Here is a 26,417-nt window from a genome sequence, read left to right as displayed (position 1 = left end):
GCAAGAGACTGCCATCCACCTTGTTACGCGCCCCACGCCGATCCGGAAAATGCATCGAGGGGAATTTTTAGATAACGACGGCCGTTCTCCTCGATCGGAGGCAGTTCCCCTCCCCGTAAATTCACCTGCAGCGCGTGCAAGATAAGCTTCGGCATGGGCAGGATCCTGTCGCGGGCTTCCCGCAAGGCGATGAAGTCACTTCGCGATTGGCCTGCGACATGCGGGTTCTTCCTACGCTGCTCTGCAACCGAGCTTTCCCAAAGTGCCTGACGTCCTTGGGGAATGTAGTCATGGCCGGTGAACAGGCGTGTCTCCTCCGGCAGCCGCAGGATATCCTGGATTGACTGCCACAGGCTGGCTGCGCTGCCGCCTGGAAAATCAGCGCGGGCGGAGCCGCTATCGGGCATGAACAGTGTATCATGGATGAAGGCTGCGTCGCCCACGACGTAGGTGATCGACGCCAGGGTATGGCCGGGCGAATGCATGATGCGGACCTCGAGCTCGCCGATGTTGAATGTGTCGCCATCACGAAAGAGCCGATCCCATTGCGAACCGTCGCATGCGAAATCATGCCAGTTGTAGATATCTTTCCAGATCTGCTGCACTGCCGTCACATGCTCACCGATCGCCGTCGGCGCTCCGGTTTTTGCCTTGAGATAACTGGCTGCCGAAAAGTGGTCCGCATGAGGATGAGTGTCCAAGATCCACTCAAGCTTCAGGTCGTTGCCCTCGATGTAATCGAGGATGATGGTCGCATTGATCGAAGCGGTCGTGCCGGACTTCTCATCGAAATCCAGCACCGGGTCGACGATGGCGCAGTTTCGCGTTTTGGGGCACGAGACGACATACTGGATACTGCCAGTGCTCGGGTCGTAAAATCCGGCGACCTCAGGTTTTTGCATGGGGGCTGCCCTCTGGTGCTGCTCCACGCGCAAAGAAGATCGCCCGGCTCGGATCGACGTCGTAATCCTTTTCGAAGGTCGTCGCGTCAGTTGCGATTGTTGCCACTGAATCGAGAATGAACTGCACCTTCTCGTCCGGTAGCAGCACACTAAAGTTCAGCCGGACAAAGCCGGGCTTCTTTAGTTCATCTCCTGAGAGAATGGCCTGTCTGATCTCCTCGGACTGCTGTTCATCGATCGACAGCAGTCGGTGGACATAAGGCCCGGCACAAGCGCAGCCACCGCGCGCCTGGATCCCGAAGCGGTCACTGAGCATTCGCGTCACCAGTTGCTGGTGGACGTAGCCGCCCTTCCCGTTCATCACTCTGAAGGAGAAGATCGGCAGCCGATCGGCATTGGACAGACCGAGCAACTCCAGTTGCGGGACGTCCTTCCAGGCTTGGAGTGCACGTCGTGCAAGCTCGCGATTGCGCATCGTCATTGCATCAGCCCCGATCGCATCCTTGACGATGAATGCGAGGGCCGCACGGATATCGCCGACCACATTCGGCGTACCGGCTTCTTCGCGCGATTCGAGACTGTCGCTATAATCATGCGTCTGCGGCGAGACGAACTTCACCGTGCCACCACCCGGCCAGGTCGGTTTCTTCGTCGAAAGCCCGTCGCGCCGAAGGATCAGGATTCCGGAGGCACCTGGGCCACCGATGAACTTGTGCGGCGAAACAACGATCGCGTCGATTTCCGCATCGGCGGCAGGTGACATGGAAATCGGCACATAGGGACCGGCCCCCGCATAGTCCCAAATCATCTTTGCGCCAGCAGCCTTGACCATCGCAGTAATCGGCTCGACGTCGCTGGTGATGCCGGTGATGTTTGATGCAGCGGACAGCGCGCACACCACCAAATCGGCGTTAGCGTGCTTGAGCGCATCTGTCAGCAGCGACAGGTCAGGTCCGCCCGATGGACTCTCGGCGATCTCGACAACCTCGGCACCACTTTCCCGCCAGGGCAGGATGTTCGAGTGATGCTCGTAAGGGCCGACAACAACGCGAACGTGCTTACCAGCCGAAACCGCCTCGGCAATGCCATAGAGCTTGACGAGGCGATTGATGCCAGACGTCGCGCCTGAGCCCGTGAAAATTACTGCATGTTGTTCACTCGCCCCACAGAATTCCCCGATCATCGCGCGTGCTTCCCGGCGCATACGGGTCATGAACCCTCCGCAGTAGGAAGCCTCCGTGTGACTGTTGGCATAGTAGGGAAGGATGTCTTCCAGGACGAAACGCTCGATTTGGTGGAGCGCGCGACCGGATGCAACGTAGTCTGCATAGACCAGTTCCTTCGCCCCGTACGGCCCGTCGATCGTCGCATGCGATCCGACCAGTCCTTCCCGGAGGTCGTCCACGAGGCGGTTGCGTTTCAAACTTCGGCGAAATCTGGAAATTGGGGATTCAGTCTGTCGCGCCGCAGGTTGTGCAAAGTCCACGATCGTTCTCCTTCGCCTCGGGGCGTTGACACCGATCGTATCCTCCTTCAGGCTCAAAAAAGTCACCTAATTTTCGCTAATTTCTGCAAAAGACCTATCATTTGAACGAAGAAACCACAAAAATTGACGATTTTGATATGAAGATACTGAGTGCGATGCAGCACGATGCCAATCTCTCGCAGCGCGATCTCGCGGAGAAGATCGGCTTGTCTCAAAATGCCTGCTGGCGGCGACTGCAACGTCTTCATTCCATCGGCCTGATCAAAGGCGCACACTGCGATATCGATCTCCAGGCGCTGGGGTTAGACCTCACCGTTTTCGTGATGATCCGGACGCGCCACCATTCGAAGGAATGGAGCGAAGGATTCCGCGCGCATGTCGAGGGCCTGCCGGAGGTGATCGACTTTTATCGGATCGGCGGGGATTGGGACTATCTGATCAAGGTCATCACCAAAGGCATGTCCGGCTACGACGCATTTTATCAGAAACTGATCACGAACTTCGACCTTGCAACGGTGACAGGCTTCTTTTCCATGGAAGCGATCATCAACAATCGGCCGGTCGAGTTGAGAAAACTGACCTCCAAGGGCCCGGGATCCACCCCGCCGAAAGCGACCCCGACGCGTGACCGCCTCTAGTGCCTCAGCAACGGACTGACTTCTTCCGCCGGTGTTGCTTTCGCACCGCAAACATCCCCGTGGAGGAAGAAAACGATCAACATTTTCGTCTGCAAAAGGAACTCCATTTTGCGGGGCAAGGCAGCGACGCAGGCTCAACCTGCTTCTCCTTCGACGCCGACCGCCTTGCAGAAAGCGGCAGGAAGGTGCCGCCCAACCTCCCCGCCCGTCCCGGTCTCGCCAAACTCACTCGCATACCCTGGGCTGTCTAGCCCGCCGCGGGTAGGGACAAGGCGTTGCCAGAACGGCGGCGTCCGCCAGCCGTCGGTTGGACGTCCGGCGGTGAGCGAGGTTGAACAGGCCCGAAGGAGAGCCTATTCCGGGAAAGCGATTACCCCTTCGATTCGACGAGGATCACCAGAGACTCCGGCACCACCCCGTCAAAGGCCATCGCATCGGCGGCGGCCTTGCTCTGCATCGCCGCCTGCAAGCCATCCATATCCGCAACGTCCATCATCAACGCCACGCGAGTCGGATCCTGAGGATCAACAAACGTTCGGATGTTGGTAACCCCGAGCGGACCAAAAAACTCCTCCCGCTTTGGTGAGGTGAGCCAGTGTTTCGCGCCCTTTGTGATGTTGTGATAGCCAATAATCGTCGGCATGGCATCCTCCCTGCGACGACGACGTCGGCCGGATCAAGGGCCGCGCTCCATCGCGTAAAGCTACTGTGCCCTGTTTTTGCAGGGTTGTGAATTGGTGACGGTGAGATGACGAGTTCCACGTCACAGAGTTCGTGATGAAAGCCACACGCAGGATCAGTCGTCTGGTGGCGAATGAAAGCCAGATGGCAGGAAGGATCCAGCCGGGGGGACTTCGATATCCTTCCGAGACGAAGCGGATGGTCGGCGAACGCTGAACGCGGCGGCAATCGCCCTAAATCCGATCGGGCGATAGGCAGGATCGTCGCCCGGTTCGCCAAGGTCCTTCGATTTCGGATCTTTCAACGCACTGTCCTCCCGACCCCGCAACGACAAGGTCAGATAATACCAGCCTTTCTCTATGCCCGCCACGGAAGAGGCCCCCTTGCCAACCGCGGTCTGGCGCGCGAATTTGCAGCTCTGAACAAAGCGCCAGAGGTCGGAACCAGGAGCTGGATTGGCGCGTCTTCAACTTTTGCTTCTTGCTGCCAGAGATTTGCTTCTAGCCGCCAGCCATCTTGCTGGTGCTGTTTCGACTATCCATTTGTCGATGCAACGGTGGGGAAGCGCTTTGGGACCTTCCGATCTCTTAAGGAGGAAAGTAGATGACTAGTCTAGCGTCGAGCCGCGTGTACCGCAAAAGTCGAGTTACATGGTGACTTCGATCTTTGCTCCTTCGGATCCTATATGCCGCTCCCCGGGTCTACCGGAACAGCAATTGCATGGTCTCTAATATAATTTGCGGTTGGGAGGCTGGGTGTAATGAACTGGCACAGATCCGATAATTTCGCTCCACTGATCCTCGTGTTCCATGGTCAACAAAAATACAGGCAGATCCGTTCGCTTCGGCAAATGGCTGAAGTTCTTATTGCCGCCTGGCCCTCCTTTGACGGTGAGGAATACCTGACGGCTGCGAAAATTTGCCTGGATGCGCACCTTGGCACCTGCTCGGTGAACGAGGCGCGGATCGCGTTGATTCGTGCTGCCGCAGAAGCAAATATTCCGGTCATCGCCGTCGTGCCAGCAATCTGCGACGAGCAGTCTTCAATTGTGGAAGGCGGCGCTTCGTTAGTGAAAGGGGTTCATTCCGCATAAGTCTGAACCACGATCGGCTTGGCCCCGACGGTACGCTCCGTTGCTCTGCACGCTATCACTGCAGGTCATAAATCGCCGGACAACGCCATAAGCCTACGGAATCTTCCGGTAAATCCAAAGCTGGGCCGGAGGGATATTTCGTACCATGAACGCCAAATGGCGCACCTCGTAGCCGGCGGGAAGTGCCACGACCGGAGACAATAGGCCGTAGGTTATTTGAACAACCGGTCTCCCGACGGGAACGCGTTCCAACAGATCGAGGACGAGTGCCAGCCTCCGATCCACAGGCAGGTGCAAAAGCGGGATGGCGGAGATGACGCAATCAAACTTGGCGGCTCGTTTCTCACCCAACGTTAGGTCGAGTGCAAAAGCGTCGCCGCATCGAATATCGACCTGTGGGAAAAGACTTCGCAGATGCTGACAGAACTCTGGCGAGTACTCGATGGAGGTAAGGTTTTGTGGTGCGATACCGCGTGCCAGAATTGCTTTGGTAATCACGCCTGTGCCTGGACCGAGTTCAAGTACGGGTAGCCCAGAACCGGGATGCACAACGCTAGCCATCTTTCGAGCTGTCACGGTGGAGGTCGGCGCAATTGCACCGACAGAAGTTCGATCACGTTTCCAACCCTTTAAGAAAGCAATTTCATCCCTGAACTTAAGTCCGACACGCTTCCGCACACTCATTGAACTGTCCCTTCATTCGTTACGAAGCCTCATCACGAGCTGTCAGCTGCGAGGCCAAAATGCGTTTGTGAAAATCTTTAGGAGGCGCCGGACACGAGCAGTGGCACGGAGAGGGGCTTCGCGTTGTCGTCAAGAATTTCGAACCGGTAACGATTGTCTTCATCGAACGATACCGAGTAGGTCAGCCTGTCGACGACGTTGTTTTGGGCGTCAAAGGTGAGAACCGTGGGCTTAAGTTCCGTGATCTCGTGCTCGGCGAGATAGATCGAATTGCAGATGATAATCTGGTCCCCGGGCTGGCATGTGCGGGCGGCGGCACCGTTTAGGACACAGCATCTGGATCCGCGCACACCTAAAATGACGTATGTGGAGATGCGGGCGCCGGAGTTCTTGTTCCAGATTTCCACAAACTCCATCGGAAGGATTCCGGCCTCTTCGCAGTGAGCGGGGTCGAGTGTGATCGATCCGTGGTAATTGAGATTTGCCTCAGTCACATGGATCCCATGGAGCTTCCCGGCCACCAATTTTCGCATTTTGCCCCTTCGCTATCGGTCTTGCCCGCTCCGACCGCTGTCGGCTGTCCGGCACTGTAAAGCAGCCGTCGGAAATTGGAGGCTCGCGTCGGAGACTCAAGAAATAACTTCCAACCAGCTAATTAAGTTGGTGCTATCGGATTGGAGGCGGCGTTAACAGGCCAGAATATGTCGTTTGGGTACGGTTGGGCAATTATTGCGGATGCCAACGCGCCTAGCCGGCGGGCGCCAGTTTGCTCGCCGCTCCAGCAGGCAGCATTTGCTCGGTCGCGGTGGAGAGCGGCGGGTTTTCCAGCATGAGTTCCGTTCCGAGTGGGGTGATTCCGAAAGCAGGCTCTATGAGGCGAGCGGAGTATTAGCTGCGTGTGATCGCGACTGCCCTCTCCTGCGTGCTGTGGGCCGTGATCCACCGCTCCGCCGCATCCCGACATCGAAACGATGAAAGCTCCATTCGAGCTCTCGACCTAGCGGCTGCTGTTGACAGACCAGATTGCAATACCCATCAAAGCAAGTCCGGACATTTGAACGAGTGAAAGCGAATGGCCGTAAATCTTCCAATCGATCACAAAAGCCGTCATGGGATATACAAACTGCAGTGCGGCAGTTCGACCGGTGCTTAGGCGAGCAAACCCGGCAAACATTACGACATAGGCAAGACCCGTATGGATTGCGCCTAGCCCTGCTAGCCAGGCTATTGTGTCCCAATGGCTGGGCCACCCGTATAGAACTGGCCACCAAAATGTAAGGAAAGCGCCAACTAGACACTGCCACCAAGCGAGGGCGAATGAGCTTACGGATCTCATCACTTTCGTCAGTAATGGAACCCAGGCGTAGACAAACGAGCCCGACAGGCTCATCAGCAATCCATAGAAATACTCTTGATGCCGCGCGCCCGTACCCATCACGTCGGTCGTCAGCACCAATCCCGCGAATGCCAAGAGCGCCGCGCCCACCTGCTTTCGGGACACCTTTTCCCGAAGAAGCCACACACCGAGCGCCATCGTCCAGAATGGCTGGATGTGGAATACGACAGTGGAAACGCCGATTGACGTACGTGGAATCGCGGCGAAATGGAGCGCCCAGCTAATAATCATCAGTACGCCCGTCGCGACAGCGCCGAGTAGGTCCCGTGCCTGCAGCCTGATTTCAGCCAACCGCCCACTCAACACGCCCCAGGAAAGCAGAGCAAGAAACCCAAAAAAGCATCGGAAGGCTACCGTAGTGATCGGGTCTTGGTTCGCCTGGAGCACGAAGATGCCGACCGTCCCAAGGATCAGCCCGCCGAGCACCATAAGGATCGTGCCCTGGCGTTCCCGCGCGTCGCCCGGGACGGCCAAACCGGCAGATGTTGCAAGTGATGTGAGACCCCGTGTGTTCATGGGAAAATAATGGCGCTGGATCGATATCCAGAAAAGCGAATATCTGTTACAAGTAGCATTCGATAATCGAATGGTTGGTGAGATGAACGATCTCCAGATTGATTGGCTTAGAACCTTCGTGGCAGTTGTTGACACTGGCTCCATCACGGCGGCATCCCGTCAAGTTTCCCGTTCCCAGTCGGCAGTCAGTATGCAACTCAAGAAGCTTGAGGAATGCGTAGGAAGTTCCTTGCTAAACCGGGGGCCACGCCACCTGTCTCTGACGCCTCCCGGCTTCGATTTACTCGCTTACGCCCGACAACTGATCGAATTGCACGGCCGCGCCCAGATCGCGATGCGCGGATCAACGGTTTCTGGGAAGGTCGCCGTCGGTGTCCCTGACGACTACGTCGCGAGTTACTTCGCGCCAATTTTGCGGACCTTCGCCAACCGTTTCGCCGAAGTAGAAATATCAGTCGTTTGCGAGCCGTCGAGTTCGCTATTGCCAAGGATCGACCGTGGTGATCTGGATTTGGCACTCGTGACACGCGACATGGCGACCCGAGGGGAACCAAATCGCGGCATATTCCTTTTCTACGAACCCTTGGTGTGGGTTGCGTCAGACCAACATGAGGCGTGGCGGAAAAACCCACTGCCCTTGGCATTGCACGAACTGGGAAACCGCTTCCGTGGCGAAGTTCTGGCAGGCATCGCGGCACTTGGGCGGGACTACCGTGTAGTCTATAGCTCACATAACCTAACGGGACAGTTGGCGGTAGTAGAGGCAGGTTTGGCCGTTGCCGCGCTCGCACGATCCAGCGTTCCCAGCCATTTCAAGTTACTTGATACTCGCCATGGTCTGCCGGAGCTGCCTAAAATGGAGGTAGCCTTGGTTCGCAGCAAAGACTCTAAGCGCTCTGCGGCGGTCGACGCTATGCACAGCGAGTTCCTTCAAGTGTTGAATTTCCAGCCTTGATTTTCCGTGTCCGTTGGCAGCATGGCGCCGGGATGACGCCCCCGAGAGGTGCTGTGGCTCGATGGCGGCATTTTCCGATATGGCTGGATTGTTTAGCCACAACTTGATCGAAGGACCATCGATAACCATGACATGATGGACCCCCTTGCCCGTTGACCAAAGCCTCAAGAAGCGTGTGAGCCATGGTCGTTTTCCGGGGCAACTTTTGTGATGACCGGTGACCACCCGGTCACCGCCAGGTCAGAGGACCGATTGCCTCCCAGCGATTGCCACGCCTTATTGAAAACGGCGTTCAAAATCACAATCTCAAAGTGATGATTGGAGCCTGACGGATGCTATACCTAACTCTCGCCCTCACCTTTTGCATTTTAACCAGCACATACTTCGTCGGACGTTTCTACGCCGCAAAGACCCGGTTGGTTGAAAAGGCAATTGAGGAAACGATTGAGCGTAAGCTGTCGACATCCCCAATAAGCGCCGAGCTGCACCGCCTGCGGGAAGAGAACGGAGTGATGCGCAACCTGCTGATCGACATGGTGGAAAACGAGGCTTCGCTAGCCGACGCAACCACAATGTCAGAGGTGGAAAGGACACGCGCGGCAAACGCTCGAACACTCCGGCGCCGGGAGGTTTTTGGTGAGGCGATACTCGTGCTTCAGCAGACCAATGGGGGGAGACCCCCGGCAGACAGGCGACTGAACGGGCCCAGAGGCAGGCCTGGGGTGAACGTCATCCATCCGCCAATCTAGGGTGGCTCTCACTTGGAAGCCAATCGTCATACCGCGGAAGATGGGCGATAGACGGTCAGGCCCATCAGCCCGTCCAGGCGTATACGTCCGCTGGCTCTGCTACCCCCTTAAGCACGAATGAACCAACATTCCTAAACCCTTTCGGTACCTGTGCTGCGAATGGCCTTGATGCCAGAAGGCTGTAGCCGACCGTATCTGCAACTTTCTCGATCCGGGCAGCTTCGTTGACCGCGCGGCCGATCGCCGTGAAATCGAGGCGGCGGGAGGCACCTATGTTGCCGTAGAAAACCTCGCCAACGTGCAGAGCGATATCGACCAACAGCTGCGGCTCCTCTTCATCGTTGCGCCTTGCATTCAGCAATTGATTGGCTTTCATGGCCATCCGAGCCGACGACAAAGCACGGCCACAAGCCTCGGAGGGATCGTCGATGTCAGCAGGGAAAATCGCCAGCAGGCTGTCACCCATAAATTTGAGGATCTCGCCACCATTCTCCTCCACCGGCCCGGCGATCGCCTCGAAGTGTTCGTTCAGCCAGCCGACGATCCTCTCCGGTGGCCACCGCTCGTTCAAGGACGTGAAGTCTTTTAGATCGGCAAGCAGGATTGCTGCGTATATCGAGGCGCCATCTCCACGACGGGTCTGTCCGCTGAGAATGCGGCCACTGGTTCGCGTCCCGGTGTAGACGGCAAGCATGTCGGTCGCAACGCGGGTGGTTGCAACTCGGCAGCAAGTCAGTGCCAATGCGGGCATCAAGCGTTCGACGTCTGCAATTTGCTGTTCTGAAAATCCGCCGGGTCCATCGACTGCTATCGAGAAGCCCACGCCACCAAGGGCAGTCTCTCCAGGAAACTCCGCAAGCTTGATCAAGTACTCAGTCGCGCCGAGCTGTGCCAATTCGTCGAACAACGGAAAGCTATTTGTTCCGTTCGCCGGCAGGCTCCACCGGCCGTAGAGAAGGTTATTCGACAGCAGATGGAAGATCGGTGAGCGCTCGAACATCTCCTGTCCCGCGTCATCATGCCCTTGGATGTCAACGGACATGACCGAGTGTGGCGACCACGCGACCGAAAATCCCTTCTGCATCGGGTCGATGGATGGCATTGCAATCGAGGCGCGGACAATCGGAAAACCTAAAGCGACCAATCTTGGCCCAAGTCCCTCCATGATCTGCTCGACGCTCCGGCTGGATAGGCCCTCCCCTGTGATCCAGTCGATCAGCTCCTGCAAACCCTCCACGAAAAATCCTCCATCATCGCGCATCCACCATAGGCTGGCACTGGATGCCCGGTCGAGAAGGCAAACGAAATCCAAAAGAAAAAAAGGAGGCTTTCCGACGAGGCGGGCGGTCGTAGAAGCTACCCTTCGAAAGTTCTCCGCGCTTGCGGGCCCTTGGTTTACAGTCGTGGAAGGCCAGAACCAGGTTTCCTCGCCTATTGCTGCTGCCTCATAGGGATGCGCGTCTCTTCGCGAGATTGACTGGCGGGTCGCGCGGTTTGCGAATGGCTGCGCGGTCGGCCAAAGCAAAAAGGGCCGACGCGTCTGTCGCGTCGGCCCCAGTCTGCCGGTTAAGCCGTCGTGAACGGCACGGCTACGAAGGTCGTGTTATTGCCGCGCTGTATCAGCAGCAGCACTGACTTCTTCTTGGCCTTCGCAACATCCGCAACTGCGTTCTTGGCTCCACTGGCATTCTGGATTGTCTTGTCGTTGACCGACAGAATGACGTCACCGGCTTTCAGCCCCGCCGAGGCTGCCGGTTTGTCAGGCGATACATTGGCAACGACGGCACCTTGGACGTCCTGTGAGAGGTCCAGCCGCTCACGAACGTCCGGCGTCAGGTCGACAAGTGCGACACCAATCCGCGGACCGGCTGGGATTGCCTGTTCGGAGCCTTTGGGAGCAGCAAGCTTAGCCATTCCGTCATTGCTGCTGCCGATCTCGACCGTAAGGTCGACGCTCTTGCCAAAACGCCAAACCGTAACGGTCTCTTTGTCACCAGGGGTAAGATCCGCCACGAACTGCGACAGGTCCTTTGGTGTCGACACCGGCTTTTCGCCAACCGCCGTAATGGCATCGCCCTGCTTGATACCGGCGCGAGCGGCGGGCGAGTCTTTCGAGACGTTTGCAACAAGCGCACCAGCCGGATTTGCCAGATCGATCGCGTCCGCAACTTCCTGCGTCACCGGCTGGATCTGGACACCGAGGTAGCCGTGATCGACGGAACCGGCGTTCTGAGAATTTGCGACAACCACCTTTGCTTGATCGGCCGGAACGGCGGATGCGGCAAATGCAGATGACGTTTCGAGGGAGATGGAGGCCGCGCCGATCATAATGGCCACGCCCAGAAGAGCCGCAGATCTGCGGCGATTGACAATGCTTGTCACGATTTCAGTCCTATTAAATTGCTTCACCGCGTAAAGCCTCTCAGTGAAGCTCAACACTTGGCGAGGATATGAAGCCAGCCAATTATGTTTTCAAATTAAAAGTATATTACAATTTCATTGCCAATAAGTAATGTATTAAAATAATTTAATACTTGATGGCAAGCTTTTGCAACTGGAGCGATGTATTAGCCTTTGGGATGCTGGCGCTGCATCGTCCGCCCTGGTCGCAAGGGTTTCGCCACAAGGGGGGCGGGCACCTCCAAGACGCTGCGGTCGCCGTTCACCGCGCACGGCCAAGGGCGACATGACCTCCCGCTGCCTCCTTGTGCTGATCCGCGCTGCACGAGTTTCGCCGAATTCACGGAACCGGGACTTCCAGTCCAGTTTTGATGCGATCCATCGCGACAAACGTCCGGAAACGTTTGACGTTGTTATTTCCGAAAAAGAGCCGCCGGGTCAGGGATTCATATTCCTTCATGGATGGTACGACGACGAGGAGGAAAAAATCCGCTTCGCCGGTCACATAGTAACACTGCTGGATTTCGGGGGTCGCCGCGAATTCCCGCTTGGCGCTTTCGATTTGTTCTGCGGTCTCGCTGATCACCTCCACTTCGACGAAGATTGTGATCGGATGCCCCAGCGCTGCGGGATCGACGATCGCGACATTCGCCTTGATCACACCGGCTTCCGTCATCTTCTTGATCCGGCGTTGAACGGCTGGAGCCGACAGATTGACCGCTTCGCCGATCATTCTCTGCGGCGTGAGGTTGTCCTTCTGGAGGAGGGCGAGGATTTTGCGGTCGAAGTCATCCAAAATGATCTTCTGCGGCAGCGCACCCATACTTCTTCGCTCCCCTGGACGAAACAAACTTGCAAATCAGACCCCAATATTCAGCGCACGATGCGGAGGCAATGCAATATATTTTCCCCTCGAACCCGAGCGAGGCCCCCATGTTTCTCATAAATTCGAATAGCGCCTACAAGTCTCCGCTGGACCCACGGGACGCGGAAGCTCTCGGCCCGGTGGCTGCCGCGGAGGTCGAGAGGTTCCTGTCGCACCGCCAAAACAACGCGAAGACGCCCTTGGTGTCCCTCGGCGGCCTTGCTCGCAAACTCGGGGTGTCGAGCATCCATATGAAGGACGAAGGCTTCCGGCTCGGCCTTGGCAGCTTCAAGGCGCTTGGCGGTGCCTACGCGGTGATGCGTCTTGTGCTCGAGGAGGCAAGCAAACGCCTTTCCAGGCAAGTCGATGTAACTGAACTTGGTTCACCGGAGGTCCTGGCCGTGGCAAAAACCATGACGGTTGCCTGTGCCACCGACGGCAACCACGGACGTTCCGTGGCCCATGGGGCGCAGACCGTCGGCGCACGTGCCGTGATTTTCGTTCACTCGGGCGTCAGCGACCAACGGGTGGCGGCCATCGCAGGATTTGGCGCCGACGTGTGCCGCGTCGAGGGAACCTACGACGACTCTGTCAAGGAAGCGTCCAGGGTTGCGATCGAGCGTGGCTGGACAATCGTGTCGGATACGTCCTGGCCTGGCTATGAGCGCATTCCAAGCCTTGTAATGCAGGGCTACACCGCGATATTCCGCGAGGCACTCCGGGAGTTGCAGGACCCGCCGACCCATGTTTTCGTTCAGTCAGGGGTTGGCGGCATCGCTGCTGCGGCAGCCGGCTATCTCGCGCTTGTCATGGGGGACACACGCCCGATCTTCACAGTTGTTGATCCCGAACGTGCAGCATGCATCGTCGAGAGCGCCAGGGCCGGGCATCCGGTGACGGTCGACCACGGTGAGCCGACAATCATGGCCATGCTCGAATGCTACCAGCCGTCCCTGGTAGCCTGGCGCATCCTCTCGCGTGTGGCAGACGCGTTCATGACCGTAGACGAACACGACGCAGTCACCGTCATGAAGAGGCTGGCCTATCCGGTCGTGGGAGACCCCGCCGTCGTGGCGGGCGAAAGCGGTGGCGTTGGCCTGGCCGGATTGATCAGGGCCATCGGTGATCGGCAGATCAAAGCTCATTTGCGGCTTGGAGATCAATCGCGCGTCCTTGTGATCAACACCGAAGGAGCGACCGATCCGCTCAAGTATGAGGCGATCGTCGGGGAAACACCCGGATCGGTTTTGTCGAGAAACGCAGGGGCGGCGGCATGACTGGATCATCGGTAAATGAGGAACGCTTGCTCGGACGTCTGCGTGAACTCGGCTCCACCGGCAGAGACAAGGATGGCCGCCTTGTCAGGCTCGCGGCGTCCGACGCGGACAAGCACGGCCGGGATCGCTTGATCGCCTGGATGCAGGAAGCCGGGCTCGATGTCGCAGTCGATCGCATCGGCAACATCTTCGCCATCTGGGCGCCGATACAGGCCGACGATAAAGCAAAACCGCTGATGCTGGGGTCTCATATCGATACTGTGATCAATGCAGGGGTGTTTGACGGCTGTTACGGTGTCCTTTCGGGACTGGAAGTCGTAGAAACTCTGAAATCGGAGGGCTTCAATCCAAACCGACCTATCGCGATTGCTGCATTTACCAACGAAGAAGGCGTGCGCTATGCGCCTGACATGATGGGGTCGCTGGTCTATGTCGGCGGACTTGATGTCGATGAAGCGCTTGCCACCGTAGGCACCGATGGCTCTGTCCTTGGTGAGGAGCTTGCCAGGATTGGCTATGCCGGACCACGAGCGCCCGGCTTCCTGCAACCGCACGCCTATATCGAACTCCACATTGAACAAGGGCCGATCCTCGAGCGCGAGGAGACCACGGTTGGGGCCGTCGAGAACCTGCAGGGCATTTCCTGGCAGCGAGTAACCATCGAAGGAGATGCCAACCATGCAGGCACGACACCCATTTCCCTGCGCCGCGATGCCGGCTTGGCAGCGGCGCGCGTCATCACCTTTCTGCGCGACCGGGCGAAGGCATCTAACACCCCTACGGTCGCCACAGTCGGGTGCATGGAGTTCGAGCCAAACGCAATCAACGTGATCCCCTCGAAAGCGACTTTCACGGTTGACCTGCGCGATCCCGATGAGGAGAAACTGTTGGCGGAAGAAGCTGCCTTGGCAACATACCTCGATACGGTTGCGGACGATGAGCAGGTCACAATCACCACGAAACGTCTGGCAAGATTTCAGCCGGTGACTTTCGACAGCGGCATTGTGGCGGCGGTCGTGGAGGCTGCGACGGCCCGCGGATTGAAATCGAAAAGGATGACATCAGGTGCAGGGCACGATGCTCAGATGATCGCCAGGATCGCACCCTCCGGGATGATTTTCGTACCCAGTATCGGCGGCATCAGCCATAACCCCAAGGAATTCACGCCCAATACCGATCTGGTCGCGGGAGCCAATGTGTTGCTTGACGTGGTCCGCAATCTCACCGCACCGGAGAACTGATCTGATGACCGACATTGAGACGCTCCATGCCGAGATGAGTGAGTGGCGGCGACACCTCCATGCCAATCCAGAATTCGGTTTTGCGGAGCAAGCCACGGCTGCGTTTGTCGCCGACAAACTTAGAGCATTTGGCCTCGATGAGGTCGCTGAAGGCGTCGGTGGTACCGGGGTTGTCGGAACCCTCAAGCGAGGGACCGGCAACCGCGCCATCGCCTTGCGAGCCGACATGGACGCCCTGCGCATCACCGAGCAGGGTGACATGCAGCATAAATCCCGCAACTGCGGGCTGATGCACGCCTGTGGTCACGACGGTCACACCGCTATGCTCCTCGGAGCCGCGAAGATGCTTGCCGCAGAAGGCGGTTTCGACGGGACGGTCCGCTTCATTTTCCAGCCGGCCGAGGAATGGGGCAAAGGCGCCCTCGCGATGATGTCCGATGGTCTTTTCGAGAAATATCCGTTTGATGAAATCTATGGCATCCACAATATGCCGGGTCTTCCCGTTGGCTATTTCGAGACAAAACCCGAAGAATTCATGTCGGCGGAAGACAATTTCGAGATCACGCTCAAGGGCGTCGGGGGACACGCCGCCCGACCGCACTGGGGCAGCGAAGTCCTGGTCGCCGCTTGCGCCATCGTCACCAATCTGCAGACGATCGTAGCGCGGCGCATCGACCCGGCCGACATCGGCGTCGTATCCGTCACTGAGCTCATCACCGACGGTACCAGGAATGCCCTGCCCGGCATGGCACGCATTCTCGGCGATGCCCGCAGCTTCCGCAGGGAGATCAGCGAGCACATCGAGCAGCAGATGCGGATTATCGCGCAAGGCACTGCGCTTGCCTATAATGTCGAGGCCGATGTCCGTTACACGCGTGAATTCGTTCCACTCATGAACGACACCGCCTTGGCTGCCGAAGCCATGGTCGTGGCGGTGGAATTATATGGCGCGTCGAACGCAAGGGTCGCATCAAAACCGATGACGGGATCAGAAGATTTCGCGCAGTTCCTCAGCCGGGTGCCTGGGTGCTTCGTCTTCCTCGGCAATGGCGAGACATCGGCTCCGCTCCACAATCCGAATTATGACTTCAATGACAACGGCCTTGTCCATGGCATGCGATTTCATGCAGCAATAGCGCGTCGACGCCTAGCAAATTGACCAAAGCGACGGCAGTTGCAGGCAAATTTTGCCATCCCGGATCTAGCGGCTTAAGTCAGAAGACGATGATGGCAACATGCGACGAAGTGACGTTGGTCCGCCGGTCTTTCCGGGCCCAACGCGGGCGACCTCAATCCCAAAAATTCGAGCCAAGTGCCCTGCGGTAGTTCTCTGCCTGGACCGAGAAAGGGTCGGTGAAAAGTGCGCCTTGCGCCATGTGCGAGGACCGATAAACCCGGCGCGCAATTTCCCGCCCGTTCAAGTCGGCTCGCTTCCCTTTCTCACCAATTCGTCACCGAGCCATCCCGGCGTTTCAGATGAGGCGCCTCCCAGAATTCAAAGCTCTGCCTGGCAATCAACGCCTCGTTCACTTCGACCCCCAGGCCGGGCGCATCGGAAACTGGATAGCAGGCAGCCTCAAGCCGTGGCTGGACCGGAAAGAAGTCAGAATTGTCAAAACCCAGATGCGTCTCCGCGGGGCTCGCCCGCGTTTCCAACCAGGCAAAATTCGCAACAGCGGCGCAGAAGTGGATCGTGGCAGCCGTGCATACCGGGCCGAGTGGATTGTGAGGCATCATGTCGACATAGTGAGCCTCGCTCCAGCCGGCGACCTTCATCGATTCAGTCAGGCCGCCGACATTACAGACATCAAGGCGATTGAACTGGTGAATGTCGCGCTCGATGAAGGGCAGGAACTGCCACTTCGACGAGAACTCCTCGCCGATCGCAAACGGAACATCGGTCATTCGACGCAGCGCCTCGTAGGCGCCCGGTGTCTCGTCGCGGATCGGCTCCTCGAGGAAGTCCAGTGTGCCCTTCGGCATCTTCTGGCAGAAGCTTGCAGCTTCAGCGACCGTCAGGCGGTGGTGATAGTCGATGCCCAGCACGATTTCCTCGCCCAGTGTTTCCCGAGCTTTGACGCACCATTTCGCTGTCATCGCGATATGTTCGCGGGGCTCGTAAATCTCCTTGTGCTCGTGACCCGAGGGCGAAAGTCGCATGGCCCTCCATCCATGCTCGACCAGCATCTGTGCCTGCTCGATCATCGCTGGCCCCGGCTCCGCGAAGGTCGTCGCAAAGGTCGGTATCCGGTCGCGCTGCTTGCCGCCGAGCAACTCGTAGACGGGCACGCCAAGCGCTTTGCCCTTGATGTCATGGAGCGCGATGTCGATCGCCGAGATCGCAGCCTGCAATACGCGACCGCCCTCGAAATACTGGCTGCGATACATCTCCTGCCAGAGCGCCCCGATCTTGAACGGGTCGCGGCCACGCAAGAATTCCGCATAATGTTCCAGCGCACCGGCGACCGCCTTCTCGCGGCCGGAGAGTCCACTCTCGCCCCAGCCGAAAATCCCGTCATCGGTCTCGACCTTCACCAGAAGCTGGTTGCGAATGCCAACCTTGACGGCGTAGCTCTTGATTGCTGTGATCTTCATGACTGTTCTCCGGTTACCAGTGCCAGAGCGTGCCGTCTTCGAGACGGTTCACAGGCAGATAGGCGCGCTGATATGGATATTTCTCGGCAAGCTTTTCATCGATATCGACACCGTGGCCGATCGCATCGCCCGGATGGAGATAACCGTCATCCAGGCTCCAGGCACTCGGAAACACCTCAAGGATTTCCGGCAGGTAGCCCGAATATTCCTGGATGCCGAAATTCGGCACCCAGAGGTCGAGATGCAGGTTGGCGCCGAGGCAGATCGGCGACATGTCCATTGCGCCGTGGCAGGCAGTGCGGACATTATAGACGCAGGCGAAATCCATGATGCGCCTTTGGGCGGTCACACCGCCGGCGTGTACCGTGGTCGTCCTGATGTAGTCGATCAGCTGCTCTTCCATCAACAGCCGCGCGTCCCAGATCGTGTTGAAGACTTCACCCACGGCAAGCGGTGTCGTGGTGTGTTTGCGGATCAGACGGAAGCCCTCCTGATACTCGGCCGCCACCGTGTCTTCCAACCAGAAGAGCCGTGCAAATTCGAGGTCTTTACCCAACCGCGCCGCTTCGATCGGCGTGAGGCGGTGGTGGCTGTCATGCAGGAGCTCAATATCCCAGCCATGCGCCTCGCGGACCGCCTTGAAGAGTTCGGGAACATAGCGCAGATATTTCGACGTCGACCATGTTTCCTCGTGAGGAATGGCATCGTCTGCAGCGTTGTTGGTGACCGACTTCTTGCCGGTGCCATAGACGTCAGGCAGACCGGGAATTCCGACCTGAACGCGGATCGCCTTGTAGCCCTGCTTAATTCGCTTGCCGACCGCTTCGACCGCTTCGCCAATATCAGTGCCCTGCGCGTGTGTGTAGCACAGCACCTTCTCGCGGCTGGCGCCGCCCAGCAGCTGGTAAAGCGGCATGTTGGCGGCTTTCGCCTTGATGTCCCAAAGTGCGGTATCGATACCGGCGATCGCCGCCATCGTCACAGGACCGCGGCGCCAATAGGCTCCCTTGTAGAAATACTGCCAGATATCCTCGATGCGGCTTGGATCGCGGCCGATGAGCAATGGTGCAAGATGATCCTGAAGATAGGCTACGACGGCCTTTTCACGACCGTTCAGAGTGGCGTCGCCGACCCCTGTCAGCCCCTCGTCGGTGAAGATCTTGACGGTGACGAAATTGCGTCCGGGCGAGCAGACAATGATTTTGACGTCGGTAATTTTCATGACTTATCCGTTGGCTGATACTGTACGTGCGGGGTCGTAGCGGAACCGGTTGTGAATGCGCCGGTTGCGCGGGTCGGGATGAGGAATGGCGGAGAGCAGCGCGCGGGTATAGTCATGCGCCGGATTGTTGACGACCTGATCGGTGTCGCCCGCCTCGACGATCTTGCCGCGATACATCACAGCAACGCGGTCGCACATGTAGCGGATAACCGACATATCGTGCGAGATGAAGACGTAGGAGAGACCGAGCTCGTCCTGCAACTTCATCATGAGGTCAAGCATCTGTGAGCGCAACGACACATCGAGTGCCGAGGTTGCTTCATCGGCAACGATCAGCCGCGGCTTGAGCGCAATCGCCCGCGCAATACCGATACGCTGTCGCTGACCGCCGGAAAAAGCATGCGGGTAGCGTTCACGCCAGGCCGGTTCGAGGCCGACCTGCTGCATAAGTTCCGAGACCCGATCATCGAGGGATCTGCCCTTCACGCCAGCGAGCTTCAGCGGCTCGGCAATGATCTGGCCGACCGTCTTGCGTGGGCTGAGCGATCCGACCGGGTCCTGGAAGATCATCCGGATATCGTGGCGAACATCCTTCAATGTCGTTTTGTCGGCCGAGCAAAGATCGACCGTGCTGCCGTCAGCGCGGCGGTAATTCATAGCGCCGGCTTGCGGATCGTAAATGCGCAGCAAGCAACGTCCCATTGTCGTCTTGCCCGAGCCGGATTCACCGACGATGCCGAGGGTTTCACCGGCACGAACGATCAGCGACACGTCGTCCACTGCCTTCAGGCCGGATGGGAAAGTCAGCGACAGGTTCTTGACCGCGAGTAGCGGTGGCGAGCCAACGGGGATTTCGGATCGTGTCAGCCGAACTTCCGCCTTCTTCTCCAACTTGACGACCGAACCGATCAGGCGGCGCGTGTAGTCGTCCTTTGGTGCGTGGAAAATCTGCTCCACGGAGCCACGCTCCATCACCTTGCCCCGATACATCACCAAGACTTCGTCGGCGATTTCGGCAACGACACCCATGTCGTGGGTAATGAAGAGCACGGCCATGCCGTGGCTGTGCTGCAGTCGTTTGATCAGATCGAGAATTTCGGCCTGGGTGGTCACGTCGAGTGCTGTCGTCGGCTCATCGGCGATCAGAACCTGGGGATTGCAGGCGAGCGCCATGGCGATCATGACCCGCTGGCGCATGCCTCCGGAGAATTCGAAAGTGTAGCGGTCGATTGCGGTTTCAGGGCGCGGTATTTCGACCTGGCGCAGCAGCTCGAGAACGCGGTCGCGCTGCGCCTTGCCGCGAATGCCGAAATGTATGCGCAGCGCTTCGCCGATCTGCGCGCCGATACGATGGACGGGCGACAGTGAACTCATCGGCTCCTGGAAAATCATGGCGATCTCCTTGCCGCGAACGCCGCGAATTTCCTTGCCGCGCGGGTCGAGCTTGGCGAGATCGACCGATGAGCCGTCTCCCCGCGTCAATACGATCGAACCATCCTCGATACGACCGGGTTTATCGACGATCTGCAGGATGGAGCGTGCCGTAACCGATTTCCCGGATCCGGATTCGCCGACAACACAGAGTGTCTTTCCGCGCTTCAGCTCGAAGGACACGTCGTCGACCGCCTTGAACAGACCCGTGCGCGTCGGGAAGTAGGTTTTCAGGTTGTCGACCTTGAGGAGTGTATCGTTGTTCATGGTCATGACACCGACTCGTAGGGATCTGCGGCATCGCGGAGGCCGTCGCCGAGGAAGTTGAGGGAAAGCACCGAGATGACAATTGCGGCAGCCGGCGTGAACAGGAGCCAGGGCGCTTGAGCGACCGCACGGATGTTCTGCGCCTCCTGAAGGAGCACGCCCCAGGAAATGATCGGCGGCTGTAGACCGACGCCGAGGAACGAGAGTGCGGTTTCAGCCAGGATCATCGAGGGGATCGCCAGCGTCAGCGTGGCGATGATGTGGCTCATGAAGGACGGCACCAGATGGTGGAAGATGATGCCGAGCTCGCTCATGCCGTCGAGACGTGCGGCAATCACGAAGTCCTCATTGCGCAGAGAGAGAAACTTGCCACGCACCTCCCGCGCCAGGCTCGTCCAGCCAATCAGCGAAACGATCAGGGTGATGACGAAATACGTCCTGAGCGGTGGCCAGCCAACGGGGATTGCTGCCGCCAGCCCCATCCATAGCGGGATCGTCGGGATCGAGCGCAACAGCTCGATGAAACGCTGGATGGCGATATCGGCCCAGCCCCCGAAAAATCCGGATATGCCGCCGATCGTGACGCCAAGGATGAGGCTCATGAAGACCCCGACAAGGCCGATCGAGAGGGAGATCTGGGCACCATGGACCACGCGCGAGAAGATGTCTCGTCCGAGGCGATCTGCCCCAAAGATGTACATGCTGTCTCCCGGCATCGGGTTGGTGAGGCCAAAGAGCTTGGTCCTCATAGGGATGATGCCGAGGAGAGTGTATGGTTGCGCCGCAGGTACGAAAAAGCCGACCGGGATCGGCTTGGCGGGATCCGGGGTGAACTCACGCCGCATGGATTCTGTGTTCAACGTCATCTTCAGCTGATTGACGTGTGGGCGCAATGAGCCGTCCAAGAGAAGCGATATGCCCTGTGGCGGGGCGTAGGTGAAACGCGCATTGGTCGCGTTGGGATCGAACGGCGCGATGAAATCCGCGAAGGCAGCGACGAGATACATGAACACGATGACGACAAGGCTTGCCAGCGCGATCTTGTGCTTCTTGAATTTCAGCCAGAAGAGCCGCCATTGGCCGGCAACGGCAATATTACTGCGGTGAAGGTCGATCGGTGTGCCGGTCTCCGGCGGGAGCCGAGTGATGTCTGTCATTGGAACCGGATCCGCGGGTCAGTGATGGCGAGCAGGATGTCGGAAATCAGCGTGCCGATAATGGTAAGCACCGAAATCAACAGGATGAGCGAGCCAGCGAGATACATGTCTTGTGCAAGCAAGGCGCGCAGCAGCAGCGGTCCCGTCGTCGGCAAGCTCATGACAACCGAGACAATGATCTCACCCGAAATTACGGCGGGCAGGATCCAGCCGAGCGTCGAGATCAGCGGATTGAGTGCAAGCCGCACCGGGTAGCGAATGAGAAGCTCGAATTCGGACATGCCCTTGGCGCGGGCCGTCGTCACATAGGGCTTGGACAATTCGTCGAGCAGGTTGGCGCGCATGATGCGAACGAGTGCTGCAAGCGAGCCGAGGCCGATGACGAGCACGGGCAGCCAGACGTGTTTGGCAAAATCGCCAAGCTTGGCAAAACTCCAGGCCGCGTCGACGAAAGCGGGCGAAAACAGGCCGCCGACACTTTGGCCAAAATAAGCCGACATGACATACATCGCCGAAAGCGCCATCAGGAAGTCAGGCACGGCGAGAAAGAAGAAGGCAAGAAAGGTCGCCGAATAGTCCGAGATCGAATACTGGCGCACGGCCGACAGAATGCCGATCGGAATGGCGATCGCCCATACGAAGCAGAGCGTCAGGAAGGACAGGAGGAGCGAGAAGCCAAGGCGGCCCCAGATCAATTCGGTGACCGGCTTGCCGAGCTCGAATGAAATCCCGAAATCGCCATGCATGAGGATCCCGGCCATCCATTTGTAATATTGGAAATACATCGGTTGATCGAGACCGTAGCGCTCACGCATGGCGGCAACCGTGCCCTCTTCGACCGCCCCACCCTGGCTTGCCCAGTCGGCCATTAGAGTCGTGAGATAATCACCGGGCGGAAGTTGGATGATGATGAAGGCGATGATGGAAACGGCAAGGAGTGTCGGTATCGCGAACACCAGCCGTTTGGCGATATAACGGAGCATGATTTCTGACCGCTCGATAGGATCGAAGGGGCGGACCGGGGGGGGGAAGTTTCCCCGCCGGCCCGGAGGAGTTTAGTTAGCCGGCTTGTCGAAGTACCACTGGGTCAGCGTCGGGGCCGGATGCCAGAGATTGCCGGTGATCGGAATGCCGTTGACGACATTCTTCAGGTTCTTCGACACCATCATATATTTCGGCATGGGGCGCGAAATGCCGATGTTGAGGAAGTTGTCGGCGGAAAGATTGAGGAATTCCTTCATCTTCTCGCGACGATCGTTGTCGCCTACGGCAGCGTTGACCTTGTCGTAGGCTGCCATGAGAGCCTTGATCTCGGCTGGAGGTTCCTCGCCCGTGGCGTGGTTCGAATACCATTCGCTCCACTTCATCGCGAAGAAGATATCTGCCTTCTGGAACGGCATGTAACAACGCGGGTCGGTATAGACTTCAGACAGGCCGCCAACGCAGTTCCAGATATAGGCATCCTGCTCGTTTGCTGCCCACATGGTGTTCAAGCGAGCGCGATCCGTGGTCCGCAGCTGGATGTCGATCCCGACGTCCTTGGCGTATTTCTGCACCATCTGCATCACGTCGGGATAGGAGAGCCCGAAAACGTCCGCCACCATGAAGTTGATGGTGAAGCGCTTGCCGCTGTCGTCGAGACGGAAACCTTCCGCGTCTTTCTTCGGCATGATCTTGTCGAGCATGTCGTTGGCAAGCTTCGGATCAAATTCCGTGTATTGCTTGGCTTCACGCTCGTTGAAAAGCTCGTGCTCGGGCTGCGTCGCCACCTGCGCCGGGGCGCCCTGGCCGACATAGACGAGATCGATAATCTCCTGCCGGTTGATCGCGTGGCTGAGCGCGATGCGGAAATCCTTGTTCTGGAAAAGCTTGCGCTTGGTGTCGTCGGTCGAGTTGAGATTGAGCAGGATGACGGCATCATTCGCCGGCAGGTCCTTCACGTCGACAAAGCGATAATTGCCGCTTTCCTGGCCATCGAAGAGCACCGACTTGAAGGTCGAATTATTGATGTGGCGGAACGCGAAATCGAACTCGCCCGAGGTCATCTTCAGCGCCATCAGCTGTGGATCGTCGAGCTTTGCCCAGGTGACGCCGTCGATATAGGGCAGCTGGTTGCCCTCAGGATCCACCTTCCAATAGTAGGGATTGCGGGTCGCGACGACGCGTTCGCTGTCGGCATAGGGTACCGTCAGGATCCACGGGTTCATCGTTGGCAGCTGGAGGTTTTGCCAGTAAGGCGGCTGGAAGGTCAGGGAGACCTTCGAGTTGAACAGCGCCACCCAATCGCCTGCAGCCGGATTGGCTTTCAGCAGAGCGGGGATGCCGTCCTTGTTATACTTCTCGTGGAACTGGCTGAGGTAGTGCTTGGGGTAGATGACCGGCAGATGACCCTGGCCGTAGGCGAGCTGCTGCAGGAACAGGCCATAGGGGCTGTCGAATTTGAATTCGACTGTCAGGTCGTCGATCTTGCGCACTTTTACCGGTTTTCCCGCGACCGTAAAGGTCGGGTTCTTGGCCGGGGAAAGCGCGTCGTTCATGAACACGTCTTCGTACCAGAACAAGATGTCATCGGCCGTGAAAGGCTGGCCGTCGCTCCACTTCAGCCCCTTGCGAAGCTTGAAGGTATAGGTGGTGGCATCATCCGATGCGGTGAATTCCTCCGCCAGCGAAGGTATCACCTTCTGCCAGGCCGGATCCCAACGAACGAGCAGTTCATTGGCGATGGTGCGGGTCAGATTGTACTGGTCGCCATTGGCGAGAATGGTGGTGCGCAGCGTGCCACCGTATTTGCCTATTCCATCAACCATAGCTTCGACGAAGGGATGCTCAGGAAGGCGATCGGCAACGGCTGGCAGCTTGCCGGCCTTCACTTGCTCGTCGAGCATTGGCGCCTGTTTGAAATCCACCGCAAAGGCAGGAGCAATCGCTCCCAAGAGCGCCGCACTCAACAACCCCGTCGATAGGACGAGGCCACGCAGCTGTTGCTGGTAACCCATTCTTTTCCTCCTGATAACCGGCCCTCTCCGCCGACTGAAAACGAAAGCCAGGTCGGCAATCGCGTGGAGCGAAAACTTTCAGATCGTACATTATATGTCAATCAGAATGTACAAACAATTTGAAGAGGTATTGGCAAACCGGGGGAAAGTGTATTAAAAGCAATCTTATGACCACGATAACGCGAATGCCCCAGACAATGCCTGACGGTGACGAGTTGACCGAGGAAAATGGCGCGTCCATCTACGAGCGCCTGCGCGATGACATCATCCATGGCCGCGTCAAGGCTAACGAGCGCCTGAAGGTCGCCGAGCTTGCCGCGCGTATGGGCACCTCCACCAATCCGGTGCGAGAAGCATTGCAGCAGCTGCGCGGCGAGGGTTTCGTGGTCATGATGCCCAATCGCGGCGCCCGAGTGCGGCCGATTGACGAGGAGTTCGTCAGAGATATCTGCGAAATAGAGGTCTTGATCGAGCCGGCGCTGACGCGTTGGTTTGTCGGGGTTGCGACGCGAGCAGATGTCGATGAACTGGAGCGCATTCAGGCCGAGATCGAGGCCCTGAATTTTTCGGATGAGCTGAAACACTCAAATCTGGACATGCAGTTTCATCGGCTGATGTACGACCGGCACTACAACAGGCACGCTGTCGATCTCTGGATTCGCCATCGTCAGATTTTGTGGGCGATAAGTCGCGGCTTTCCCACCTCCCTAAGCCGCCAGTCGAACGTTCTTGAGGAGCATCGCGAGCTCATCGGATGCATCAAGGAGCAGGATGCGGACGGGGCGGCGAACGCTATCGCCAAACATGTTGGTGGATCAGGACGACACATCATCGAGCGCATGCGGCTCAACAAGCAGCGGTCGTGATTTAGCCGCAGCTCGGCCATCGCGCCGGGCCGGGGCCGTCACGGTTGTTGCGCCTTTCGATGATGGGAAATGGCCCTCGCAGTAATTGCGATCGGGACGCTGACCTTGTCCACGCGCCGATCGTTCGTTGGCTTGAGGCTGGCCATGGCTGTGGCTCATGACGCGAGGTGCCTTCGGCAATACAGGGCAAGTCCTTGATGCACGCGTGATCACGAGATAACGTATACGTCATCGAAAACATTCCTGAAGTCCAATGTCATCGAATTCCGACCGGGTAGACGTTGCCCATCGCACTCTCCGACAGGCCATAATCGAACAGGCGCTGAAAGCCGGAACCAAGCTGCCAGAAGACGAGATTGGCAGGCACTTCGCAATGAGCAGAACCTTGGTTCGCGCCGTGCTGGCGAAACTGCAGGCCCAGGGGCTCGTCGACACCTACCACAAGCGAACTGCCACGGTTGCCCAGCCGAGCCTCGACGAGGCGCGCAATGCCTTTGCTGTTCGGCGCGCGCTTGAACGGGAGGTGATGAAGGCGGTGATCGCGCGCTGGAGCCCGGTAGTCGAGAAGATCCTCTCCGATCACGTGCAGGAAGAAGAGGCCGCCCATGCCAAGGGGGATGTGCGCCTCTCGACCCGGCTAGCCGGCGAATTCCACCTCAAGCTTGCGGAACTCTCGGGCAATGCGCTGCTCGAACGATATCTCTCCGAACTCGTATCCCGCTGTTCGCTGATCCTGGCCATGTACAGCCGGCCGCACTCAAGCGAGTGCGCCATCAGCGAACATTCCGGTCTGATCGGCGCGCTCAAGAAGGGCGATATTGCTGCGGCTGAGCATTTGATGGACGACCATCTGTCATCGGTTGAAAGCAGGGCCCTGATCGAGGACGATACCGCGGCGGAACTGGATCTCGGCTCGATCCTGTCGCGCTTTTCCGCCCGTGGCAGCGGTTAGGCTGCCGCTTTTTCAATCATGTATACATGATTATGCATCTTATGTAGA

Annotated in this window: 23 protein-coding genes; 8 read left to right on the top strand and 15 right to left on the bottom strand. The window is 58.1% G+C overall.

Going from position 1 to position 26,417, the window contains the following annotated elements:
* Window positions 1–23 precede the first annotated feature (23 nt).
* Together IB248_RS02565 and IB248_RS02560 are read right to left on the bottom strand one after the other, a co-directional pair.
* Complete coding sequence (locus IB248_RS02565; protein WP_192240219.1) at window positions 24–902, bottom strand: MBL fold metallo-hydrolase; 879 nt, start codon at window positions 900–902, stop codon at window positions 24–26.
* Window positions 889–2,388 (bottom strand): aminotransferase class V-fold PLP-dependent enzyme, encoded by a 1,500-nt coding sequence (locus IB248_RS02560; RefSeq protein WP_192240218.1) that lies wholly within the window; start codon window positions 2,386–2,388, stop codon window positions 889–891. Before IB248_RS02560 ends, IB248_RS02565 begins: the two co-directional genes overlap by 14 nt.
* Before the next feature lie 101 nt (window positions 2,389–2,489).
* On the opposite strand from IB248_RS02560, the gene IB248_RS02555 reads away from it, so the two are divergent.
* Entirely contained in the window at window positions 2,490–3,026 is a 537-nt protein-coding gene (locus tag IB248_RS02555) for an Lrp/AsnC family transcriptional regulator (protein WP_281419698.1), read from the top strand.
* Between the two features lie 370 nt (window positions 3,027–3,396).
* On the opposite strand, the gene IB248_RS02550 is transcribed toward IB248_RS02555, so the two are convergent.
* On the bottom strand, window positions 3,397–3,669 hold the full coding sequence (locus IB248_RS02550) for a hypothetical protein (RefSeq protein ID WP_018855691.1): 273 nt from the start codon (window positions 3,667–3,669) through the stop codon (window positions 3,397–3,399).
* A 798-nt stretch (window positions 3,670–4,467) separates the two neighbouring features.
* On the opposite strand from IB248_RS02550, the gene IB248_RS02545 reads away from it, so the two are divergent.
* The gene (locus IB248_RS02545; protein WP_169679655.1) at window positions 4,468–4,800 is read left to right on the top strand and encodes a DUF982 domain-containing protein; all 333 of its coding nucleotides are present in this window, start codon (window positions 4,468–4,470) and stop codon (window positions 4,798–4,800) included.
* Window positions 4,801–4,893: 93 nt separating this feature from the next.
* Here the strand turns inward: IB248_RS02545 and pmtA are convergent, their stop codons facing one another.
* The 3 genes from pmtA to IB248_RS02530 form a co-directional block, all read right to left on the bottom strand.
* The gene (pmtA, locus tag IB248_RS02540) at window positions 4,894–5,484 is read right to left on the bottom strand and encodes a phospholipid N-methyltransferase PmtA (protein ID WP_112645766.1); all 591 of its coding nucleotides are present in this window, start codon (window positions 5,482–5,484) and stop codon (window positions 4,894–4,896) included.
* Window positions 5,485–5,561: 77 nt separating this feature from the next.
* A complete protein-coding gene (gene panD, locus IB248_RS02535; protein ID WP_169679657.1) occupies window positions 5,562–6,017 on the bottom strand; it encodes an aspartate 1-decarboxylase in 456 nt (151 codons plus the stop codon).
* Window positions 6,018–6,481: 464 nt separating this feature from the next.
* Window positions 6,482–7,309 carry a DMT family transporter gene (locus IB248_RS02530; protein ID WP_246779178.1) on the bottom strand — a complete coding sequence of 276 codons (828 nt, stop codon included), beginning with the start codon at window positions 7,307–7,309 and terminating at the stop codon, window positions 6,482–6,484.
* A 169-nt stretch (window positions 7,310–7,478) separates the two neighbouring features.
* Here IB248_RS02530 and IB248_RS02525 point away from each other — a divergent pair, with 169 nt between their 5' ends.
* Window positions 7,479–8,351 carry a LysR family transcriptional regulator gene (locus IB248_RS02525; RefSeq protein WP_192240216.1) on the top strand — a complete coding sequence of 291 codons (873 nt, stop codon included), beginning with the start codon at window positions 7,479–7,481 and terminating at the stop codon, window positions 8,349–8,351.
* Window positions 8,352–9,164: 813 nt separating this feature from the next.
* Here IB248_RS02525 and IB248_RS02520 read toward each other — a convergent pair.
* The 3 genes from IB248_RS02520 to IB248_RS02510 form a co-directional block, all read right to left on the bottom strand.
* The gene (locus IB248_RS02520; protein ID WP_192240215.1) at window positions 9,165–10,337 is read right to left on the bottom strand and encodes an adenylate/guanylate cyclase domain-containing protein; all 1,173 of its coding nucleotides are present in this window, start codon (window positions 10,335–10,337) and stop codon (window positions 9,165–9,167) included.
* 329 nt (window positions 10,338–10,666) lie between these two features.
* Window positions 10,667–11,482 (bottom strand): PDZ domain-containing protein, encoded by an 816-nt coding sequence (locus tag IB248_RS02515; protein ID WP_192240214.1) that lies wholly within the window; start codon window positions 11,480–11,482, stop codon window positions 10,667–10,669.
* Between the two features lie 358 nt (window positions 11,483–11,840).
* Window positions 11,841–12,323 carry an Lrp/AsnC family transcriptional regulator gene (locus tag IB248_RS02510; RefSeq protein ID WP_192240213.1) on the bottom strand — a complete coding sequence of 161 codons (483 nt, stop codon included), beginning with the start codon at window positions 12,321–12,323 and terminating at the stop codon, window positions 11,841–11,843.
* A gap of 110 nt (window positions 12,324–12,433) precedes the next feature.
* Between IB248_RS02510 and IB248_RS02505 the strand changes: the two genes are divergently transcribed.
* Genes IB248_RS02505 through IB248_RS02495 form a run of 3 tightly spaced genes read left to right on the top strand, consistent with a single transcriptional unit; the run spans window position 12,434 to window position 16,042 of the window.
* The gene (locus IB248_RS02505) at window positions 12,434–13,642 is read left to right on the top strand and encodes a diaminopropionate ammonia-lyase (RefSeq protein WP_192240212.1); all 1,209 of its coding nucleotides are present in this window, start codon (window positions 12,434–12,436) and stop codon (window positions 13,640–13,642) included.
* Entirely contained in the window at window positions 13,639–14,883 is a 1,245-nt protein-coding gene (locus IB248_RS02500; RefSeq protein ID WP_192240211.1) for a Zn-dependent hydrolase, read from the top strand. Before IB248_RS02505 ends, IB248_RS02500 begins: the two co-directional genes overlap by 4 nt.
* Window positions 14,884–14,887: 4 nt before the next feature.
* Entirely contained in the window at window positions 14,888–16,042 is a 1,155-nt protein-coding gene (locus IB248_RS02495; RefSeq protein ID WP_192240210.1) for a M20 aminoacylase family protein, read from the top strand.
* A gap of 281 nt (window positions 16,043–16,323) precedes the next feature.
* Here IB248_RS02495 and IB248_RS02490 read toward each other — a convergent pair whose 3' ends face one another.
* The 6 genes from IB248_RS02490 to IB248_RS02465 all read right to left on the bottom strand — a co-directional run bounded on the left by IB248_RS02490 (window position 16,324) and on the right by IB248_RS02465 (window position 24,551).
* Window positions 16,324–17,478, bottom strand: a complete 1,155-nt coding sequence (locus IB248_RS02490) for a mandelate racemase/muconate lactonizing enzyme family protein (RefSeq protein WP_192240209.1) — start codon at window positions 17,476–17,478, stop codon at window positions 16,324–16,326.
* Window positions 17,479–17,491: 13 nt separating this feature from the next.
* Window positions 17,492–18,700 carry a D-mannonate dehydratase ManD gene (manD, locus tag IB248_RS02485; protein WP_192240208.1) on the bottom strand — a complete coding sequence of 403 codons (1,209 nt, stop codon included), beginning with the start codon at window positions 18,698–18,700 and terminating at the stop codon, window positions 17,492–17,494.
* Between the two features lie 3 nt (window positions 18,701–18,703).
* A complete protein-coding gene (locus IB248_RS02480; RefSeq protein WP_192240207.1) occupies window positions 18,704–20,404 on the bottom strand; it encodes an ABC transporter ATP-binding protein in 1,701 nt (566 codons plus the stop codon).
* Window positions 20,401–21,555 (bottom strand): ABC transporter permease subunit, encoded by a 1,155-nt coding sequence (locus tag IB248_RS02475; protein WP_192240206.1) that lies wholly within the window; start codon window positions 21,553–21,555, stop codon window positions 20,401–20,403. Before IB248_RS02475 ends, IB248_RS02480 begins: the two co-directional genes overlap by 4 nt.
* Window positions 21,552–22,538: an ABC transporter permease gene (locus tag IB248_RS02470; RefSeq protein WP_018855673.1), complete on the bottom strand. Its 987-nt coding sequence runs from the start codon at window positions 22,536–22,538 to the stop codon at window positions 21,552–21,554. Before IB248_RS02470 ends, IB248_RS02475 begins: the two co-directional genes overlap by 4 nt.
* Window positions 22,539–22,610: 72 nt before the next feature.
* On the bottom strand, window positions 22,611–24,551 hold the full coding sequence (locus IB248_RS02465; protein WP_192240205.1) for an ABC transporter substrate-binding protein: 1,941 nt from the start codon (window positions 24,549–24,551) through the stop codon (window positions 22,611–22,613).
* Between the two features lie 185 nt (window positions 24,552–24,736).
* On the opposite strand from IB248_RS02465, the gene IB248_RS02460 reads away from it, so the two are divergent.
* Window positions 24,737–25,417: a GntR family transcriptional regulator gene (locus IB248_RS02460; RefSeq protein ID WP_245267907.1), complete on the top strand. Its 681-nt coding sequence runs from the start codon at window positions 24,737–24,739 to the stop codon at window positions 25,415–25,417.
* A gap of 253 nt (window positions 25,418–25,670) precedes the next feature.
* Complete coding sequence (locus tag IB248_RS02455; protein ID WP_192240204.1) at window positions 25,671–26,369, top strand: GntR family transcriptional regulator; 699 nt, start codon at window positions 25,671–25,673, stop codon at window positions 26,367–26,369.
* The last annotated feature ends 48 nt before the right edge of the window (window positions 26,370–26,417 follow it).

This window comes from Rhizobium sp. RHZ01 (assembly GCF_014851595.1).
GTDB classification, from domain to species: Bacteria; Pseudomonadota; Alphaproteobacteria; order Rhizobiales; family Rhizobiaceae; genus Rhizobium; species Rhizobium altiplani.
Note: the sequence above shows the minus strand (reverse complement) of the source record. Positions and strands in the feature narration are given on the sequence as shown.

What these genes read in the sequence shown, in the direction of transcription:
- IB248_RS02565 (WP_192240219.1), bottom strand. Translation starts at nt 902, where the DNA reads ATGCAAAAACCTGAGGTCGCCGGATTTTACGACCCGAGCACTGGCAGT.
- IB248_RS02550 (WP_018855691.1), bottom strand. Translation starts at nt 3,669, where the DNA reads ATGCCGACGATTATTGGCTATCACAACATCACAAAGGGCGCGAAACAC.
- IB248_RS02545 (WP_169679655.1), top strand. Translation starts at nt 4,468, where the DNA reads ATGAACTGGCACAGATCCGATAATTTCGCTCCACTGATCCTCGTGTTC.
- pmtA (WP_112645766.1), bottom strand. Translation starts at nt 5,484, where the DNA reads ATGAGTGTGCGGAAGCGTGTCGGACTTAAGTTCAGGGATGAAATTGCT.
- panD (WP_169679657.1), bottom strand. Translation starts at nt 6,017, where the DNA reads ATGCGAAAATTGGTGGCCGGGAAGCTCCATGGGATCCATGTGACTGAG.
- IB248_RS02530 (WP_246779178.1), bottom strand. Translation starts at nt 7,309, where the DNA reads ATGGTGCTCGGCGGGCTGATCCTTGGGACGGTCGGCATCTTCGTGCTC.
- IB248_RS02525 (WP_192240216.1), top strand. Translation starts at nt 7,479, where the DNA reads ATGAACGATCTCCAGATTGATTGGCTTAGAACCTTCGTGGCAGTTGTT.
- IB248_RS02510 (WP_192240213.1), bottom strand. Translation starts at nt 12,323, where the DNA reads ATGGGTGCGCTGCCGCAGAAGATCATTTTGGATGACTTCGACCGCAAA.
- IB248_RS02505 (WP_192240212.1), top strand. Translation starts at nt 12,434, where the DNA reads ATGTTTCTCATAAATTCGAATAGCGCCTACAAGTCTCCGCTGGACCCA.
- IB248_RS02500 (WP_192240211.1), top strand. Translation starts at nt 13,639, where the DNA reads ATGACTGGATCATCGGTAAATGAGGAACGCTTGCTCGGACGTCTGCGT.
- IB248_RS02495 (WP_192240210.1), top strand. Translation starts at nt 14,888, where the DNA reads ATGACCGACATTGAGACGCTCCATGCCGAGATGAGTGAGTGGCGGCGA.
- IB248_RS02490 (WP_192240209.1), bottom strand. Translation starts at nt 17,478, where the DNA reads ATGAAGATCACAGCAATCAAGAGCTACGCCGTCAAGGTTGGCATTCGC.
- manD (WP_192240208.1), bottom strand. Translation starts at nt 18,700, where the DNA reads ATGAAAATTACCGACGTCAAAATCATTGTCTGCTCGCCCGGACGCAAT.
- IB248_RS02480 (WP_192240207.1), bottom strand. Translation starts at nt 20,404, where the DNA reads ATGACCATGAACAACGATACACTCCTCAAGGTCGACAACCTGAAAACC.
- IB248_RS02475 (WP_192240206.1), bottom strand. Translation starts at nt 21,555, where the DNA reads ATGACAGACATCACTCGGCTCCCGCCGGAGACCGGCACACCGATCGAC.
- IB248_RS02470 (WP_018855673.1), bottom strand. Translation starts at nt 22,538, where the DNA reads ATGCTCCGTTATATCGCCAAACGGCTGGTGTTCGCGATACCGACACTC.
- IB248_RS02465 (WP_192240205.1), bottom strand. Translation starts at nt 24,551, where the DNA reads ATGGGTTACCAGCAACAGCTGCGTGGCCTCGTCCTATCGACGGGGTTG.
- IB248_RS02460 (WP_245267907.1), top strand. Translation starts at nt 24,737, where the DNA reads ATGCCCCAGACAATGCCTGACGGTGACGAGTTGACCGAGGAAAATGGC.
- IB248_RS02455 (WP_192240204.1), top strand. Translation starts at nt 25,671, where the DNA reads ATGTCATCGAATTCCGACCGGGTAGACGTTGCCCATCGCACTCTCCGA.